The 20,743-nt window shown below is 43.3% G+C and carries 6 protein-coding genes; 3 read left to right on the forward strand and 3 right to left on the reverse strand.

Annotation, left to right across the window (positions count from 1 at the left end; genetic code table 11):
* Nucleotides 1–9: 9 nt before the first annotated feature.
* The 3 genes from AC2JBO_RS14965 to AC2JBO_RS14975 are packed head-to-tail and all read right to left on the reverse strand — an operon-like array spanning nucleotide 10 to nucleotide 16,071.
* Nucleotides 10–6,711 (reverse strand): SDR family NAD(P)-dependent oxidoreductase, encoded by a 6,702-nt coding sequence (locus AC2JBO_RS14965; protein ID WP_496954443.1) that lies wholly within the window; start codon nucleotides 6,709–6,711, stop codon nucleotides 10–12.
* A 55-nt stretch (nucleotides 6,712–6,766) separates the two neighbouring features.
* A complete protein-coding gene (locus AC2JBO_RS14970; RefSeq protein WP_496954444.1) occupies nucleotides 6,767–13,321 on the reverse strand; it encodes an SDR family NAD(P)-dependent oxidoreductase in 6,555 nt (2,184 codons plus the stop codon).
* Nucleotides 13,318–16,071, reverse strand: a complete 2,754-nt coding sequence (locus tag AC2JBO_RS14975; protein ID WP_496954445.1) for a non-ribosomal peptide synthetase — start codon at nucleotides 16,069–16,071, stop codon at nucleotides 13,318–13,320. The genes AC2JBO_RS14970 and AC2JBO_RS14975 overlap by 4 nt, the downstream gene beginning before the upstream one ends.
* A gap of 1,004 nt (nucleotides 16,072–17,075) precedes the next feature.
* Here AC2JBO_RS14975 and AC2JBO_RS14980 point away from each other — a divergent pair.
* From AC2JBO_RS14980 to AC2JBO_RS14990, 3 genes are all read left to right on the forward strand, one after another.
* Nucleotides 17,076–19,280, forward strand: a complete 2,205-nt coding sequence (locus tag AC2JBO_RS14980) for a patatin-like phospholipase family protein (RefSeq protein ID WP_496954446.1) — start codon at nucleotides 17,076–17,078, stop codon at nucleotides 19,278–19,280.
* A 49-nt stretch (nucleotides 19,281–19,329) separates the two neighbouring features.
* Entirely contained in the window at nucleotides 19,330–20,421 is a 1,092-nt protein-coding gene (leuB, locus tag AC2JBO_RS14985; RefSeq protein WP_496954447.1) for a 3-isopropylmalate dehydrogenase, read from the forward strand.
* The coding region (locus AC2JBO_RS14990) for a 3-isopropylmalate dehydratase small subunit (RefSeq protein ID WP_496954448.1) at nucleotides 20,405–20,743 on the forward strand (339 nt) is incomplete at its 3' end. The genes leuB and AC2JBO_RS14990, both read left to right, overlap by 17 nt.

Raw genomic sequence — 20,743 nt, forward strand, 5'->3', positions numbered from 1 at the left:
GAGACGATATTACAGGGCAATCTCCTCGATCTCCTCAGAGAGTTCAGTGGATGGGGGCGCATTCAGCACGATCTTCGCCAATGCTAATTCCTCAAGTATTAGCTGTGCTAGTTGGCAAATACTTGGTCCCTGCATTATTTTCATCACAGGCAAGTTTACCCCCGTTTCCTTATTGAGCCAACTCCTCAGTTCGATCGCCATTAGTGAGTCAAGTCCCAGACTAGTTACTGATTCTGCAATATCTATGCCTGTGGCAGAAAATCCCAGTACCTTAGCGACTTGTTCTGTAATGCGAGATTCCAACAACTGCTGACGTTCTAATGAGGTTGCAGACAGCAAACTGTGGCGGAGCGAATCTCCTTGGCTTTGCAAGACTGTCCCTTCTACAGACTGGCGGCGCAATCTCTGAATTTCTATCTTGAAATCTGCGAAGAACGGCCAGTTGGCTAATTCTCCTTTCAAGTAACGCGACCAGTTGATGGACGAAACCCCAACCTGTACAGGTGCCTCACAGAACAACTGCTCAAGTGCTTGGAATGCTTGTTGAGTGTCCATGCTTTCTTCTCCTTTCTCGCCAATACGATCAACTAATTGGCGACGAGCTGCGATGCCAATCTCTCCCCAAGTTCCCCAGTTGATACTCGTGGCTGGTAGTCCCTGCGCCCGACGATAAGATGCTAAGGCATCCAGAAAAGTATTGGCTGCTGAGTGGTTGGCTTGACCAGCAGAACCTAACAAAGCAGCAGTGGAAGAAAACAGAACAAAAAAGTCTAAAGATAGTTTTTGGGTTAATGTGTGTAGATTCCATGCCCCTTGTACTTTCGGAGCCATCACTCGCTCAAAGCGCTGCAAATTTTGCTGTTGTAGTATACCATCATCCAGAACGCCTGCGGCGTGGATAATCCCCCTTAGGGGTTTTGCTGATTGCTCAATCTCAGCCAGTGCTTGGGCAAGTTGCTCGCTATCAGACACATCTGCCTGGGCTAGGACTACCCGAACACCAGATAGTTCTAGCTCTGTTAACTGACTCTTGACCTCTTGGCTTGGTTGCGATCGTCCTAACAGTACCAAATGTCGGGCGCCATGTTCTACCATCCAACGAGCTACTCCTAAACCTAGACCTCCAAGACCACCAGTAATTAGATAGCTGCTATCTCCACGGAAACTGACACTAGGGCTAGCAGCATCACTGCTTTGGCTCTTTTGATAGCGTATCAGTCTTGCTACATAACGAGTTTGATTGCGAAAAGCCACTTGGTCTTCTGCATCCTCTGACCAGATTTCCTCAAATAGTCTTGATACTTGGTCTCCCATTGCTTCTGGGTCTAAATCGTAACCCTTACAGTTGAGTTCAGGGTGTTCTATAGCGATCGCTTTTCGCATCCCCCACAAGGCTGATTGAGCAACTCCTGGCAGGTGGTGACTGTTCACGGCTTGCGCCCCTCGCGTTACTAACCACAGGCGTGGAGGTTGAGACAATTTCTTTACGAGCGCCTGGACTAAGTGCAACGTACTGCCACAGCCTTTGTTAAAAGCTACTTCTAAATCGGCTGATGTTGGAGCAGAGGCTGCATCTAAACTCCAACAATGTACCACAGAATGCAGGTTAGGTGTAGCGGAAAGTAACTGCTCAAAGTGTTCAGGAATAGCTGGGTCTATGCTGAATTGTTGTGGAGCTATCTGTTCGTACTTCTTGCCTTGGAAAACTAAGGTACAAGCCTCACCTTGGGAACAAAGAAGTCTACGCAATTGCTGACCGATGCCTGAACCATCAGCTAAAATTAGCCAATTTCTCGGTATGGCTGACTGGGGTTTAGCGGCAGCTTGCGCGACAATTACTGCATCCTGTAGCCCAACATCTCTTTTTTCTGGTAAATCTACATCATCAGGGGAAACGCTTGCAGCTTGTTTAAACCCTACCTCCTGTAACAGAATCTGCCAATGCTTTGTAGTCAACAAGGGGTAGTCAGGTCGCAAAGAGCGATCGCTAAACTTCCACCACCCTTCGGTTAACCCAAATGTTAGATCCACCCAACCCAGAGGAGCCGTACCTTCTACCATCACCAGAATACCCTCAGAAGCCAACAACTGGTGGACGTGTTGCATAGTTACACGCAAATCGCTGGTGGCATGTAGCACATTTGCCGCCACAATTACATCGTAGTGATGGGGTTCAAATCCCTGTTCTATAGGGTCATTTTCGATATCTAATACTTGATAGCGCACAAACGGGTAATCTTGAAACCTCTCCTGCGCTTTTGCCATGAAAAAGGCTCCGATGTCGGTAAAGACATATTCTGTCCGATCCGGTTTCAGGTGCGGCAGGAGATAGGAGGTTGTTGCGCCAGTGCCAGCGCCAATCTCTAAAATCCGTAAGCCCCGTCCTTGAGGCAAACGTTCTAGGGCGGATAACACCGTTTCTTGGACTAAGGTATTCGTCACCCGCGAAGTTGGGGAGTCTTGATACAGCTTAGTTAGTGTAGTTGTATCCCCTTCGGGGAATAGTAGCCGTAAGGGGTTGCACTCTCCTTGAAGTACCTCAGCTAGTTTAGGTCCGCAACGTCCGAGAAGAGTTATCTCGGCTTCTGCTTCTGGGTAAGACAGGGAAGCGATCGCCTCCTGTGGGTCTAGAATTTCGGCAGTGGAAACCACTTCCCAATGTTCGTCGCTGCGTTGAAGTATGCCAACTTCAGCCAGCATTTCCAACAAACGTCCCAGCAGTTGCTGGTGTTGACTGACCACACCTAACTGTTGCACTATTTGGGCTGTGGAAAAGCGCTCTTTGGGCTGTAACTTCCATCCCATTTGCCGCAAAGCCGCAACAACATAAGTAACACTCAAAGCTTCGATCTGACTTAATGCTTCCCCATAAACAGGCAAACTTGGGTGGGCGATCAACTGAACTAATATGGAGGAGAGGCGATCGCGAACTTCTTTCGGACTGGGCAAATAATTTGGTGGAAGACCATAACCCACTTGGGGTCGCCACTCTACCTCATAAAGCCAATTTTTCCAGGATTCGGAGGGTATGCCTAACATGGATTCCTGACGGGCGTGCATTGCTTGCAGACCTTCTATAGCTGCAATTAGCTCACCTGAAGATGTAAACAGGCGAACATCACCGCTGATCAGGCTTTGTTGACCTGATTCTTCTACTTTTCGCATCTGGGCATGACTCCAGACGATAGTGTCAGGACGACCCCAAACCCGCAAGCGCTCAAAGCCTACTGGTACATAAGTATTTTGTTGGTTTTCATCAAAGGGAGTTCCTTCCAAAATTTGTGAACAGGTGTCTAACAATACTGGGTGCAAATGGTAGCGCCCTGCTTCTGGCAGCAATTCTGTCGGCAGACTTATTTTAGCCAGAGTTCCTTGTTCGTGCTGCCAAACTTGTTCAATCCCCCGAAAGCTATAACCATAATCAATTCCCTGCTTTCTAAATCCTGCGTACAACTCTTCAATAGCAATCTCTTGGATAGATTGACTCCTGATTACATTTAAATCCACCCGCTCCATTGGTTCTTTTTCTTTAACAAGCAACTTGCCTGAAGCATGGAGTGTCCAAGATGGTTTCCCGTTGTTTTCATTTGCATCAGGAGAGAGGCTGTAAATCTTAAAGGAGTAGATACCAGACTCTTCTGGAGTCAAAATCGTCTGAACAGTCTTAACTTCATTCTCCGGCAGAACCATCGCCTGTGGGATCAGCACATCTTCTAGCCAAAGATTATCGGACTTGGTAACTATAGATCCCGCTGCTAAGGCAATCTCTAAGTAACCAGTTCCTGGAAAAATCGGCGTCTCAAAAACACGATGGTCTTTAATCCAGGCTGGGAAATTCTGGCTAATTTGAGACTCGAAACGAATCTCCCGACTTCCTGCTAAGTATAACTGTTGACCCAGCAGTGGATGAAGGTTGTTGCTGCGGACACCATTGTTCTGGAAAAGCGGTTTGAACCCATTGCCATTATCAGTCGCTTCTATCCAATAGCGCTGCCGCTGGAAGGGATAGGTTGGCAGCTGCAGGCGCCGACGCGAATAGTCTTGATCAAAGCCAACCCAGTTTAATGGGACTCCTCGAACATACAACTGTCCCAAACTGGTTAGTAGCTGCTGCCAATCTCCTTGTGCTGGATGCAGACTGGGTAGCCATAGTCCCTTGTGTTCGGGTAGGCACAGGCGACCCATTCCCAACAAAATTGGTCTCGGGCCAATCTCTACCAACACCTCTACTCCTTGCTTTTCGAGACTCTTCATGCTATGTGCAAATCTGACGGGCTGCCGGATGTGACGACACCAATATTCCGGTGTTGCTACTTCTGAAGTTGCCAACTCGCCTGTGACATTGGAAATTAACTGAATTTGTGGCTGGGAAAAGCTCACTTGTTGGGCAACCTTTTCAAAGGATGCTAGCATTGGTTCCATCAAGGGTGAATGGAAAGCATGGGAGACATTTAATTTCTTAGTTTTGATTCCCGAAGCTTCTAACGTTTTACAGACGGAGTTAATCGCCTTGCTTAAACCGGAAATCACTACGCTTTCTGGACCGTTAATAGCAGCAATCGATACCTCTTGGGCGTAGGGTTGAATCAAAGAAACAATTCGCTCTTCGCTTGCCATTATCGAAACCATCTCCCCACCAGGAGGTAGAGCCTGCATCAGTCGTCCCCGTTCAGCAATCAGTTTCAGTCCATCTTCCAAGCTGAAAACTCCGGCGACACAGGCCGCTACATATTCTCCGACGCTATGACCCATGACGACATCGGGTTCTAAGCCCCAGGATTTCCATAGCTGGAACAGGGCATATTCCAGGGCAAATAAGGCAGGCTGGGTGTAGGCTGTCTCATCCAATTTTGGATTTTGAATTTTGGATTTTGGATAGAGAACTTCGAGTAAGGATATTTCTAGTAATGGACGGAGAATGCGATCGCACCTGTCTAGAGTTTCTCGAAAAGTTAACTGAGTTTCGTAGAGTTGGCGTGCCATTCCCACATACTGCGACCCTTGACCTGTGAAGAGAAAGGCGATTTTATTAGTTGTGTTTACACGCCCTTGAAACACTCCGATGGTTTCACCGACTGCACTCAAGGCAGCTAACTTTTCTTGTGCCTCCCAAGGTTCCGAGGCGATCGCACTTAACCTGTAGTTGAAGTGTGATCGCCCCGTATTGGCGGTAAAGCAAATATCTCCTAGTTCTAAGGTCGGTTTGTCTGCCAAGTACTGCTCGTACCGAGCGGCTAACTCTTTTAGAGCTTCCGGTGTTTTCGCCGATAAGCACAGCAAATGTAGGGGACGTTCAACTGCATCTTCTTTTTGATTTTGGAATTTGGAATTTGGAATTTCTTGGGGTGCCTCTGACAGCAGAACATGAGCGTTGGTGCCGCTAAAACCAAAGGAATTGACCCCCGCTACCCGACTCCCACTTGGCCAAGGCATCCGCTCTGTAACTACCTTAAGGGGCAGTTGCTCCCAGTTAACCATCGGGGTTGGCTGTTTAAAGTGTAAATTTGCCGGAATTTCCCCGTTTTGTAGGGAAAGCACTACCTTGATCACACCTGCTATCCCAGAGGCAGTTTCTGCGTGACCAATGTTGGTTTTGACTGAACCGATTATTAAAGGGTGTTCTCGGTGAGCAAACACAGCTGCCAACGCCTCCGCCTCGATTGGGTCTCCCACAGATGTCCCTGTACCGTGAGCCTCCACATAGCTTACCTGCTCCGGTTTTACGCCTGCGTCCACCAGAGCTTGGCGAATTGCAGCTTGTTGAGCCTTTCCATTAGGTACTGTCAAAGCGCTACTACGACCATCTTGGTTAAGTGCACAACCACGAATCACAGCTAAAATATTGTCGCCGTCAGCTTGGGCATCCCGGAGGCGCTTGAGAATAATTATCCCACATCCTTCTCCACGCGCAAAACCATTGGCACTGGCATCAAAGCTTTTGCAACGACCCTCTGGAGATAACATACGGGCTTTTGATAAAATAATACTCATTTCTGGTGAGAGAATTGTATTCGTTCCCCCAGCTAAGGCTAAATCGCACTCTCCATTACGCAGACTTTGACAAGCCAAATAGACTGTTACTAATGATGAAGAGCAAGCGGTATCAACTGAGAAACACGGCCCTGTTACACCTAGAAGATAAGACAATCGACCGCTCGCCGTGGCATCAGAAGTGCCTGAGTCCATGTAGCCATCAATCGCAGCATTACCTTGCTTGAGAAGCATTCGCAGGTAATCATTGCTACTAATGCCAATGAAAACTCCGGTTTTTGGCATCAGTCTTTCAGGCACCAGACCTGAGTTTTCCAGAGCTTCCCAACTCACCTCCAAAAGCAGGCGTTGCTGGGGGTCTAGGTTGAGAACTTCCCGGCGGGAGATGCCGAAAAATTGGGGATCGAACTCATCGATGTGTTCGACAAACCCCGCTAAACGGGAAATCATTTTCCCTGGTGCATCTGGATTTGGGTCGTAGTAGGCATCGATATCCCAACGGTTCTTTGGTACTTCTGAGATTGCATCCACCCCATCGCGGAGCAATTGCCAAAATTCCTCTGGATTATTTGCACCAGGAAATCGGCAGCCCATACCAATGATGGCGATTGGTTCGCTATTAGAGGACTTTAAACGCTCAACTTCTGCTTGTAGTTCGGCAATTTTTGCTGATGCTTCTATCATTAAAGAAGCATAATAGTTATCTGAATGATTGTTCATTATACTCTACTCAAATTTTAATTAAAAATTTTCCAAATCTGAAAAACTTGAGAATTTATTTCAGCCCAAGTTGTGCAGCCAGTCGTTTGGCAATCTCATCTAGAGATTTATCTTTTTTGCTATTTAAGTCCTTAGTAGCATCCATTATCTTTGCTTCCTTTTGCTGTGACTGTGAGTCAGTTACCATCAAAGCTGAAAGAACTTCTTGAGCTAGATAATCAACAAGTTCTGCCAAAGTGGGATAGTCGAAGACTAAAGTTGAAGGCAGAGAGGAACCCAAACTCGTTTGCAGACGGTTGCGTAACTCTATAGATGTCAGCGAATCCATTCCCATCTCAAAAAAGCCTCGTTGCTGCTCTAAGGGATTCGAGGGATTCCAACCCAAAACTTGAGCTACGTGAGAGCTAACATGAGCTACCAACAATGCCCTGCGTTCTCGGACTGGAACTGCTTCTAATTGCTGGGCAAATTTAATTGCACCTTGTTGTTTTGATGATTGCTGTAATACCTGGGTAAAATTCGTGAAGAATGGCGAGGCTGCCCATTGTTCTTTTTGGAACTGCGACCAGTTGAGAGGTACGGCGCCAACCCGGATTGGTTGCTCTAACAATAACTTCTCCAAAACCTGCAATCCTTGGTCAGGGGCTATAGTTCCCAGACCTACGCGATTGAGACGCTCGATTACCTGCGGGTTTCTCGCTGCCATTCCTACCTCACCCCAAGCTCCCCAATTGATAGTTGTGCTTGGTAGTCCAAGCGATCGCCGATAAAATGCCAAGCTATCTAGAAAAGCATTGGCTGCGACATAGTTGCCTTGACCGGCTGCACCTAGCATGGAAACACAAGAAGAAAATAGCACAAAGAAGTCTAAGGGCAATTTTTGGGTTAATGTGTGTAAATTCCATGCCCCTTGGACTTTTGGAGCCATGACTCGCCGGAAGGACTCCCAGTTTTGCTGTTTGAGTAGGCGATCGTCCAAAACACCTGCGGTATGTATAATTCCTCGTAGTGGCGGTGATGATAACATCAGGGAATCCAACAACCCAGCTACTTGCTGGTAGTTAGACACATCAACTTGAGCGACTACCACTTTAGCGCCAGCCTCTTCTAGCTGCTCTAACTGACTGCGGACAGCTGGCTTAACTGCACTACGCCCTACCAATACTATATATCTAGCACCACATTCTACCATCCAGCGAGCTACCAGTAAACCCAGATCGCCCAACCCGCCAGTAATCAAATAGCTGCTATCTTCACGGAAGCTAATACTATGGGAAGTAGCGTCACCTATTTCTTTTGGCTGCGTGACGACTATCTTGCCAATATGTTCGGCGCGCTGCATGTAGCGAAAGGCACTGACCACTTCTTGGATAGGAAACACCTTTTGCGGCGGTAGAGAGAGCTGACCTTGGGCAAACTGCTGGCTAAGGTGATATAGCATCGGCTGCACCAGTTCTGCTTGTTGCAGACATATTTGCCGTAAATCGATGAAATGGTAGGAAATATCAGCTTTGAACTGTTCAACTTGCTCTAAATCCCAAACATCCCGTTTCGCTATTTCCAAAAAACGCCCACTAGGTGAAAGTACTGACATACTCTTTTCAATAAAGCCATCACCAGTCAATGAGTTGAGGACAATATCCACCCCCTCACCGTTGGTGTCTTTCATCACCTGTTTGGCAAAATCTAGCGTCCGGGAATTATAAACGTGTCGCACGCCAATAGATTTAAGGGCTTCCCATTTGCTGGGGCTAGCTGTAGCAAAAACTTCGGTGCCTGTTGCTAATGCCAGTTTCACGGCTGCCATTCCAGTTCCTCCCGCCCCTGCATGGATTAACACCTTGTCTTTGGCGGTTATGTTAGCTATTTGGTGTAAAGCATAGTACGCGGTGACAAAATTGACTGGAATAGCGGCAGCTTGCTCAAAACTTAGAGCATCGGGGATAGGTGCTACTAACTTAGAGTTTACTGTCACATACTTACTGAAACTGCCAAAAGCGATCGCCATGACAGCATCTCCAACGCAAAAATCTTCTACTCCTTCCCCAACAGCGACTATTTCACCGGCACACTCAACACCCAGTTCATTTTCTCGTTCAAAAGGTAGCGTCCCTAGCACATCCAAAACATCTATAAAGTTCAGTCCTGTGGCACGCACCCGAATTTCTACTTCACCCGATCCCAGTTGATGACGGTTCGTCGGCACTAGTTGTAAATTATCTATTATACCTCGTTCAGGTATTTCTAGGGAAAACGACTCTGAGCGCAGCCAGCTAGCGGTCGTTTGGCTGCGTACCAGCCGTGCTACATAACGCTTACCATCACGAAAAGCAACTTGTGCTTCTGAAGTTGGCGAACTAATTTCTTCTAAAATTACTCGATCTGCATCTGTTCCATTGGGATCTAAATCCACTAGCACGCAGTTCAGTTCTGGATGTTCCAAAGCGATGGTTTGTCCCATACCCCATAAAGGAGATTGAGCTAGTCCACTCACGGCAGACGCTAATCCTACCGCTTGCGCTCCTTGGGTGACTAACCATAACTTAGGAGGTTGGGTATAGTTCTCAATTATTGCCTGCACTAAGTGTAAGGTACTGCCACAGATAACTTGGGAAGCTACATCTAAATCTTGTGTTGTTTGAATTGGTGGTGCATTTAAGCTCCAACAGTTTACTACCCCATGTACATGGCGAACAGCTTGGCATAGCTGCCCAAAGTGTTCAGGGTTAGCTGGGTTGAGGCGAAATTCTTGGTTAGATATCTGTTCGTACTCGTTTGCGGCAAATACAATTGTGCAATTTTCTCCTTGCGAGCGCAGGCGGTCTACTAACTGCTGACTAATTTGGCGATCGTCAGCCAAAATCAACCAGTTTCTTGTTGTGTCTGGCTTGGGCTGAGTTTTTTTGCCTGTATTATGCTCTTGGAGTATCCAATCCACCTCATAAAGCCAATTTTCCCAAGTTTTTTGGGAACTGCCTAACATGGCTTCTCGGCGAACGGCCTTAAGTTGCACGCCTTCTAAAGTAGCGATTAGCTCTCCAGAAGGAGCAAACAGTTCCAAATCAGCGATTAGGTTTTGTTTGAGTTGTGGCGCCACTTCTACTTTCCGCAATTGGGCATGGCACCATATGGAGACACCAGGACGCTTGTAAATCCGTAGGCGTTCTAAACCCACCGGCACGTAGCTAATTTGTTTTCCATTATCAGGAGAAATGGCTTCCAAAACCTGTAAGGCATTGTCCAATAACACTGGATGTAATTGATAATCTTCAGCATCTCGTGCTAATTCCTCCACCAGCCTTATTTTACCCAGAGCAACTTTTTCATGTTTCAAAAGTTGTTCCATCCCTCGGAAACTGTAACCATATTTGAGGTCTTGTTCTTCAAAGCGTCTATATAGTTTATCAATGGGAAATTCTTCAGTACACTGGGCTTTTAACTCAGCCAAATCTATGTACTCAGTTATCGATTTTTCTTCGGTGTAGAACAACTTACCTGAAGTATGGAATATCCAAGATGGCTTCCCATTGTTATTTTTTGCAGCAGATGCAAGACTATAAATCTCGAATGAATAAACACGTTCTGATTGTGGAGTTAAAATTATTTGAACAGTCTTAAATTCATTTTCTTGCCAAATTATGGGCTGCTGTAAGACAACCTCTTCCAGCCAGAAATTGTTAGATTTAGTGTCAGATTTAGCAATGATAGATCCAGCGGCTAATGCCATTTCCAAGTAAGCTGTTCCTGGCAGAATCGTTGCCTCAAAAAGACAATGATCTTTCAGCCACACTGGTGAGTCTGGGCTAATTTGGGACTGGAAACGAATTTCTTTGGTTCCTGCTAAACATAACTCTTGTCCCAACAAAGGATGAAGCTTTTGGTTATCCTGACCATTGTTCTGAAAAAACATTTGAGTCGGATATCCCTGATCTGCTTCTACCCAATAGCGCTGTCTTTGAAAGGGATAAGTTGGCAAGGGTAGTCGATGACGCGAATAGTTTCGATCAAAGCCAAACCAGTTTACAGAGGCTCCATACATATACAGTTTTGCCAAACTGGTTAACATTACTTGCCAATCATCTTGATCCGGATGCAAACTGGGAAGCCAAATTTTATTATCATCAGGCAGGCAAGATTGACCCATTCCCAATAAAATTGGTTTCGGCCCAATTTCCACCAAGGTTTCTATCCCCAAGTGTTTCAGACTTTCCATGCTTGACGCAAACTTGACTGGCTTGAGGATATGAGTACACCAATATTCCGGAGTCGCTACTTCTGAAGTTACTACTTTGCCTGTAATATTGGAAATTAGTTTAATCTGTGGAGCAGAAAAGCTAACTTCTCGGAGTACTTGCTCAAATTCTGCCAGCATCGGCTGCATTAACGGTGAATGGAAAGCATGGGAGACATTTAATTTTTTTGTCTTGACTCCTGATGCTTGAAGTTTTTCACAAATGGTGTTAATTACCTGGCGCCGACCAGAAATTACAATGCTCTGCTGACCGTTGATTGCAGCAATGGAGACTTCGTTGACGTAAGGTTGAATTGCTGTCTTTGCCTGTCCTTCATCGACTTGTAGCACTACCATTTCCCCATCTTGAGGCAGTGCTTGCATTAAACGTCCCCGTTGAGCAATTAGTTTCAAGCCATCTTCCAAACTAAAAACTCCTGCTACAGTGGCAGCAACATACTCCCCGACACTATGGCCCATAACAACATTGGGTTCTAAGCCCCAAGATTTCCACAACTGGAACAGAGCATATTCGAGGGCAAATAGGGCTGGTTGGGTATAAGCAGTCTCGTCAATTAAGGATGAGAGGTTTTCGCCTGCTTCGGGATAAAGTACCTCAAGCAGGGGTTTTTCTAAATAAGAAAGAAGAATTTCATTGCAGTAGTCAAGGGTTTCTCGGAAAGTTGGTTGAGTTTCGTAGAGTTGGCGCCCCATATTCACGTACTGCGACCCCTGACCTGTGAACAGGAAGGCAATGCGTTCTCTGCCTGTTGCTGGTAAAGGATTGTACGTTTCCTCGGTAGTCTCTTGCTGAAAATTGCTCAAGCGATCGCCAAGTTGTTCAATAGATTCAGCTGTGACTGCTAAACGATGGTTAAAGTGCTTGCGTCCTGTGTTAGCTGTAAAGCAAATATCTGCAAGTTCTACATTGGGATGCGAGCGCAGATGAGCTACATAATTCTGTGCCAACTCTCCCAGAGCTTTTTGAGTTCTTGCCGATAGGGTCAAAATATGCAATGGGCGATCGTTGATGTCTGAGATATCTAAATTTTTAGTTAATGGTGCTTCTTCTAAAACCACATGACAATTTGTTCCCCCCATACCAAAAGCACTAACGCCAGCTCGGCGTGGAATGCCCTCAGTTTTCCAGTCAGATAATGCCGTATTAACGTAAAACGGGCTGTTGGCAAAATCAATTCTCTGATTTGGTTGCCTAAAATGCAGACTAGGTGGTATTTGTTTATGCTTGAGAGCAAGTATAGTTTTGATCAGCCCTGCTATACCTGCTGCTTCAACAATGTGTCCAATATTGGTCTTGACCGAGCCAATTGCACAGAAATCTCTTTTTTCGGTAGTTTTGTGAAAAGCTTGGGTAAGAGCAGCAATTTCAATGGAATCTCCCAAAGTAGTGGCAGTTCCGTGGGTTTCAACATAAGTGATGGTGCTAGCATCAATTTGGGCGATCGCCAAAGCCTCGGAAATTACAGATGCTTGTCCTTCTACGCTAGGAGCGGTATAACCAACTTTTAAAGACCCATCATTGTTAATAGCTGAACCTTTAATTACGGCATGGATACAGTCTCCATCGGTAATAGCTTGCTCCAGCAGTTTCAAGGCAACAATCCCACCTCCATTCCCGAACACAGTTCCCTTAGCTTCAGCATCAAAGGCTCTGCAATGACCGTCTGGAGACCAAATCATGTCATCTTGGTACAAATAGCCCATTTTTTGAGGGACACACACATTAATCCCTCCTGCCAGAGCCATGTCACATTCACCGTTAAGCAAACTCTGGCAGGCAAGATGAACTGCTACCAATGCTGTTGAGCAAGCAGTTTGAATATTAACGCTAGGTCCAGTTAAATTCAGCTTGTAAGAAATCCATGTAGGTAGAAAATCTTTCTCGTTGGCAAGTCTAATTTGTAAATCACTGGTTGATGTTAAAAAAGTGCGCGATCGAGAAAAGCCTCGGTGAGGATGAACATTGTTCAGTAGGTAAGTGTTCATGCCCGAACCTACGTAAACTCCGATTATGCTCAAAGCGGTTTCTGGGTTGTAGCCAGCACTTTCAAGAGCTTCCCAGGCACATTCTAAAATAATTCGTTGTTGTGGATCCATAATTTCGGCTTCTTTAGCGCTATAGCCGAAAAATGAAGCGTCAAATTCTTCAATGTTTGGCAGAACCGCACCTGCTTTAACATAGTTAGGATGATCTAGCAAAGTCAGGTCAGTTTGCTCTAATTCATTATTAGAAAAAATAGCAATAGACTCCACACCATTTCGCAGATTCTGCCAAAATTCTTCGACATTTTTGGCGCCTGGAAACCGGCATGACATACCAATAATAGCAATATCTGATTCTCTAATACTGATAGTCATAGTTCTCTCCTGCCACGATGATTTTGCCTTAGCTGCCTTTGTTGCTGCTGTCTTGAAAAATGACTGTCATTTCTACTATTTTGCTGGTGCTTAATAGTCGAAACCTGTTTATTATAACTTAAATGTTGGGCTAAAGTATGAATTGTGGGGTATTGAAACAGCGCCACATCTGATAGTTCTAATCCAAAAATTTCTACTAGTTTTTTACGAACCTGAAGCAAGAGCAAAGAATATCCACCTAACTCAAAAAAATTATCATGAATTCCTACAATGTCTAATTGGAGAAATTCTTGCCAAACTTTAGCAATGAGTTTTTCGGTATCAGATTCAGGCATGACCACAACTGTTGATAACTCAGGTCTAGAATTTTCTGGAGGAGGTAACGCACGACGGTCTAGCTTGCCACTTGGTGTCAAAGGCATTTTGTCAAGTATAACAAAAACTGCTGGCACCATATATTCAGGTAGCGATTCTTGCAAGTAACTGCGTAATGTTGATCTGAGCTTACCTAATTCCTTACTTAATACGAAAGCAGCAGCTGATGGAACTACATAACCCACTAGGCGTTTTTGTCCGGGAATATCTTCTCTTGCTAAAACTGCACCTTCTTGAACAGCAGGATGTTGTGCCAATAAGGCTTCTATTTCGCCTAGTTCTACGCGATAACCGCGAATTTTAACTTGATGATCAGCACGACCAAGATATTGGATATTGCCATCTTTTAAGTATTTGGCTAAGTCACCAGTTTTATAGAGGCGACCAGAACCAAAGGGGTTAGTAATGAATCTTTCTTGAGTTAGTTCTGGACGATTAAGATAGCCTAAAGCTAAACAATTACCGCCTATGTGTAGTTCACCAGGAATCCCAATGGGAACAGGTTGGAGAAACTTATCAAGTATATATATTTGGACATTATTAATGGGACGACCGATAGGAGGAAGGGCTGGCCAATTGCTTACTTTTCCAGTTAGTTTGTATGCTGTAACTACGTGGCTCTCTGTTGGTCCGTAATGATTGTATAATGTGCAATCTATTTGGCTAAAGAAGTTGGCTATCGCTTTTGATATCTGCAACTGTTCTCCCGCAGTAATGACTTCACTAATAGTCATTGGAACTGATGCTGAACTTACTGCTTCAGCTAATTGTTGTAAGGCGACAAAGGGAAGAAATAATCTTTCAATTCCTTTCTCCGCAATAAAATCTAATAAAGCTGTAGGATTTCGTCGCACTTCCTCTGAAATTAAAACTAATGTTCCACCAGCGCACCAAGTAGAAAAGATTTCTTGGAAGGACACATCGAAGCTTAAGGGAGTAAATTGTAGAGTTTTGGCTTTGTTAGAAACTCTTGTATTTTTGAGTTGCCAATTAATCAAATTAGCAAGAGCAAGGTGGGTCATTGCTACCCCTTTAGGATTTCCTGTAGAACCAGAGGTATACATAACATAGGCTAAGTCGTGAGGTTGAATCGGAATCAGTGGATTTTCCTCACTCTGTTGACTGATAGCTTTCCAGTCTCTATCTAAACAGACTATTTTATATCCTGCACTTGCCTCAACTAGCTGTGGTAATGCTGTCAGTAGCTTCTCAGTTGTCACCAGTACACGCACTTGTGAATCTGACAACATATAAGCTAAACGTTCTTGGGGATAAGCTGAGTCTAACGGTACATAAGCCGCACCTACCTTGAGAATACCTAAAAGGCTGACTACCATCTCTAAGGATCGTTCAATACAAATGCCCACTAGCATCTCTGGTCTGACTTCTAGCAATTGCAAATAGTGCGCTAGCTGATTAGCTTTTTGATTCAGTTCTAAGTAAGTTAGCTGTTGCTCTCCATACACTACAGCTGCCACCTCTGGGGTGGTTTCCACCTGAGCTTCAAATAGTTGATGAGTATAATTATCTTGCGGCTCGTCTGTTTGAGTATTGTTCCACTGGTTTAGTATCTGATGTTGCTCAACTTCAGTTAACAATGGTAAGGTGGAAATACACTCGCTTGCATTGTGGATGAAGTTGTCAAGCATTGTCCGGATATGACCCAACATCCGCTGAATCGAAGCTGACTCGAATAACTCAGCATTATATTCACAATCTATAATTAATTTCCCTTCTTTTTTATAAGGAAAAATTAATATATCGCACTTGGTGTTAAAATTATGAATTTCTGTGAGACTTTCTAATATGGTCTTTATTTCTGAAAGACTAAACGGTATATCACCAGGCACCAGCATGAATTTAAAAATTGGTGCTTCTGTTAAATTATGCTCTTCTTTGAGTGTTGCAACCAGCTTTTCAAAAGGGTAGTCTTGATTCTGTGCAGCTTCTTCAACTGTCTTAACAACCCTTTTTATAACTTCTTTGGCAGTTGGGTCAATTAAATTCGTTCGTAGCAGCACTGGATTGATAATTCTTTCAAGGCTTGCTCCTTCTTTTTGCCGAAGACTATCACCTGTTAAAGAACCTACAATGATATCTTTCTGTCCTGTATAACGAAGCAAAACAACTTTTAATGCAGTAAGGATTATTGTAAAAATAGCGATATTTTCACACAAACAAAAATTATCTATTTGTAAGCAAAACTTTTCATCAAGCTCAATAGATTCTTTTGCTATAGTAAGTGTTTTAATCGGCTTTCGTAGATAATCAAATGGTATTTCTAGCACAGGAAGCTCACCACAAAGCTGCTGTCGCCAGTAGGCTTCCTGTTCATCTAAATTGATTTGTCTAATCAATGGTGTATATTGATTCATACGCTTTACGCCAACCAACTATTTGTTGTATTCTCTCAACTCAACTTCTTTAGGTTCAACTGAGTAGTTTCTTTAGCGATCGCTCATCAAAATTGCATCTCATCCTAATTTTAACAGGGTACTTGCTAGTCGGAACACTGTTAATTGGTAACGAATTGACGAAATTTTGTACTAAGACCTTAACTTGATACCTTTTTTCCGTGAAGATGGACATAATTTAACCTCCGTCTGTCAGCGTCCCCTAAATTTCATAAAACGGAAAGGCATAACACCTTTCCTCAGAGGTAATGCATAAATTTTTTTCCCTTGATATTTTCCGTTTATCAAAGCTGCTACTGTACAAATTCCCACGATTAGGCTTGTACGCTTTCTTAAAATCCTTTTCTATTTTAAAACATCTTTTGACTCCACGATTACAAACGATCTCACATTCACAAATAAAATACAATAGCACAAAAATACTATATTTAAGTAAGTAGATATTTAAATGGACAGTTAAGACAAGGTAAGTAGGGCAAACGCATCTTAAATGGGCTGTAGGCAAGGAATAGCGGTCAAACAGTGGCAACAATTTTTTTTCAAATACAATTATCATTCACTATCAATTATTTAACTATATTTATATTTAATTCATTCATCATCAACAATAATCCATATCATTATCATTATTGTTTGCCCTAGACAGTTAAGACAGTTAAGACAGTTAAGCAGATATTTAAAATAATTAAAAAATTGTGAAAACAGTAAATAAAGAATAGTTACAAAATATAACTAATTTGCTGCTAAGGTGTATTTGCAAAGGCACAACCATAGTATGATGGGTACAATCGTTAACATCGCAAATTAGTTTTTGGCGCGCTTTTCCTACCGTGCGACTTTCTGCAAAATGCTATATCTATTAGGATTTTAGTGAAATAGTATCAAATATTAAGATGGGTTTTTACTTACAAAGTTAGCTGTTTATCAATACGTAAGTTCTACTGAAGCTGTGGAGATGAAAATTTGTGACAAATAATAATATAGATACACGATTTGTGTTGACGTTCGATGGTCAAGATGATTACATAGATTTTGGCAGAAATGATGTTAGTGGTGTTTTTGCTGAGGGAAGTTCAGCTTTTACAGTTTCCGGATGGGTTAATCCTCATCAATTAACAAATGAAGCCACTACCTATGGAACCCACAATGTTTTTCTTGCTCGTTCCTCAGATAGATACAGCGATAATTTTGAGTTTGGCATCAGTGAGTCGGGAAACTTAGACGTATATATTGATGAGAAAGTTGACAATGTAATCAAAACCTTTGGCAATGGAGAATTAATTGTCGGGCAATGGCACTTCTTTGCTATTGTTTTTAATCAAGGTCAACTAACGATATATCTTGACGATAGTGAGTATACTGGCTCTTTAGCGGGTCCGTCTCTAAATAAAGCGACAAGTTCTCTAACTCTTGGCGCCACTTTACACAACAACATATATTTCACAGGTCAATTAGCTAACATTAGCGTTTGGAATTACCCCTGTTCCCAAACCCAAATCCAAAGCCAACGGTATCAGCCTATAGCTGGAAATGAAGAAGGATTAGTAGCTTACTGGGCATTAGACGAAGGAGAAGGGGCAACTGTCCGAGACCTAACTGGAAATGTCCGTGAAGGAAAGTTACGTGGCAATCCAATTTGGGATGTAGCAGAATTTCCATTTACGTCTCCACAATCACTTAATGAGGGCGAAACACAAGATGAAGCAACAAGTAATTTAGAGGAGAATTTCCCCTTAATCGAAATAATAGTACCACAGTCAGCAACAATTTCCGCGACTAATGAGGGCGAGACACAAAAAGATGAAGCAACAAGTAGTTTAGAGGAAAATTCCTCTTTGGTCGAAACATTAGTATCACAAGAAGCCACAACTTCCGCAACGACTAATGAGGGCGAGACACAAAAAGATGAAACAACAAGTAATTTAGAGGAGAATTCCTATTTGGTCGAAACATCAGTACCACAAGAAGCCACGACTGAAGCAACGACTCTGGCGCCAGTGGTAGTGCTGCTAGGAGGAGTCGAAACAGCCCAAACCACACAAAGCGAAGTCTCAGAAAATATCCAACAGCAGAAACAATCGGAAACATTAACCCAGGAACAAGCGGAAACTATGAATACGACAGCTAATCCCAAGTATAAAATACTGGCTATTGATGGAGGGGGTATTCGAGGCATTATCCCAGCAATGGTACTAGCAGAAATTGAAAAGCGGACACAAAAGCAGATTTTTAGTTTGTTCGATTTGATTGCTGGCACTTCAACCGGAGGAATTCTTGCACTTGGACTGACTAAACCCCGATTGAATTTAGATGTATCTGATAGCGAGCCGATTGCTGAATACAGTGCCGAGGAGCTTGTCAAATTATATGTTGAGTATGGGGTTGAAATATTTTACGAGCCATTGTTTGAAAGATTACTCGGTCCATTAGAGGACATATTTATCCAGCCCAAATATCCTTCTAAGAGCAAAGAAGAAATTTTACGACAATATTTTGGAGATGCTCCTTTAGACAAGAATCTGAAAGAAGTGTTTGTTACTAGCTACGATATCGAGCAGCGAATTCCTGTATTTTTTACCAATAAACTGGAAAAACAACAGATAGAATCTCGGAAGTTTCGCAAGTTATGTGGAAGTTTTACAGTTTTAGATGCAGCATTGGCGACTAGTGCTACTCCCACTTATTTTGCTCCCCATCGTATTTCTACTACCCATAATACCAATAAGCATTATACTTTAGTAGATGGAGGGTTGGTAGCTAATAATCCTGCTTCTTTGGCTATTTTAGAAGCGCAAACAAGTAGACAAGAAAACGAACAACTCCTTAATACAAAAGATATTTTGGTAGTCTCATTAGGTACTGGCTCCCTAACTAGTGTCTATCCTTATGACGAAGTGAAAAATTGGGGACTTTTGCAATGGGCAAAACCGCTTTTAAATATTGTGCTTGATGGTGGTAGTGAAGTAGTCGCCGGAGAATTAGAACGGTTGTTTGAGTCTAATAAAGAAACAAAAAATTATTATCGATTTCAAACCTTCTTAACTAGTGAATTAGAAGAAATAGATAATATTAAACTGAAGAATATCCGCGATTTACAAGTGGCAGCAAATCGAATGATTGCCGAAAACAGCAAAGAAATCGACGAGTTGTGTAGTATTTTATTAAACTAAGCATTATAGCATGATTTATATTTTAGAGTGATTTTAGAGTGGTAAAAAAATGGAGTTTTTAAGTAAGAAGTCTTATCGAATTGTCGCGATTCCTGGAGAGGGAATTGGAGCGGAAGTTGTAGAAGCTTCCTTAAAAATTCTGCAACACGTCGCTAAACTCGAAGGATTTACTTTACAGGTAGACTATGGTTGGCTTGGCGCCTTAGCTAAAGAGCAATTTGGTACTTACTTACCTGAAGCTACCATCCAACTATGCGATGGTTCTGATGGAATTGTATTTGGTGCAACAAGCGTTGGGGGACTGCTAGAATTGCGAAAGCATTTCGACTTTTTTTGCAATCTTCGTCCGATTCGTATTGTTAACAGTTTGCTGCATAAATCTAGCCTTCGACCAGAGAAAGTTCAAGGACTCGATATGCTGATCGTTCGAGAACTGGTGAGCGGAATTTATTTTGGATCAGCTGGACGGTCTTGTGATGATAAAGGAGCTTATGGTTATCATACGATGCACTATTACGATGAAGAGATTCGTCGTATTGCTCGCAAAGCCTTACAGCAAGCCCAACTTAGACGTGGCTTACTCACCATAGCCCATAAAGAAAACGCCTTACCCCATTTACCTTGGACTCGTTTAGTGCAAGAAGAAGCCACACAGTTTTCAGGTGTTAGCGTCGAACCAATGTTAGTGGATAACCTAGCCATGCAAATGGTTTTGAATCCCCAAAGATTTGATGTGATATTGGCGGGCAATTTGTTTGGAGATATTCTTAGTGACATTGGCGGCGCCTTGGTTGGCTCCATTGGCTTATTAGGGTCTGCCAGTTTGAACGCTGATGGATTTGGGCTGTACGAAGCAATCCACGGTACAGCCCCAGACATTGCAGGTAAAGGAATTGCTAATCCCCTTGGAACTCTTGCAGCCTGCATTTTAATGCTTCAGCAATGGGGGGAAGTGGGGGCTGCTCAACGAATTATTACGGCGCAAGACCGAATTTTAGCCAAAGGATATCGAACGGCTGATTTGGCTCCCCAAGGATCAGAAATTTTTGTCAACACTGAAAACCTAGTTGAGCTTTTGGTGGAAGAACTTTCCACTGTGCAACATTCTGAACAAGGAGTAGTTTATGAGTCATGCAGATAAAGTTTTATACCTAGATAATGATATAAATACTGATGATATTACTCCCGCCAATCGAGCAACGACAGATGACCCTGATCATTTAAAACAGTATGCTTTGGAGCATTTGATTGGAGTAGGGGAGTTATTAAAATATAATTTAATTGAAGCTGGAGAAAATTTTGGATGTGGTTCTAGTCGAGAAGTAGCTCCCATTGCCCTTAAAGCAGCTGGAATTGAGAAAATTCGCGCGCGCTCTTTCGCCGAAATCTTTTATCGTAACAGTATTAATATTGGACTTTCCTTAGAAATTCTGGGGGAAAAACAGCACAATCCAGTAGTAGAT

The sequence above is a fragment of the Calothrix sp. CBUCES-K 9914 genome (assembly GCF_059640475.1).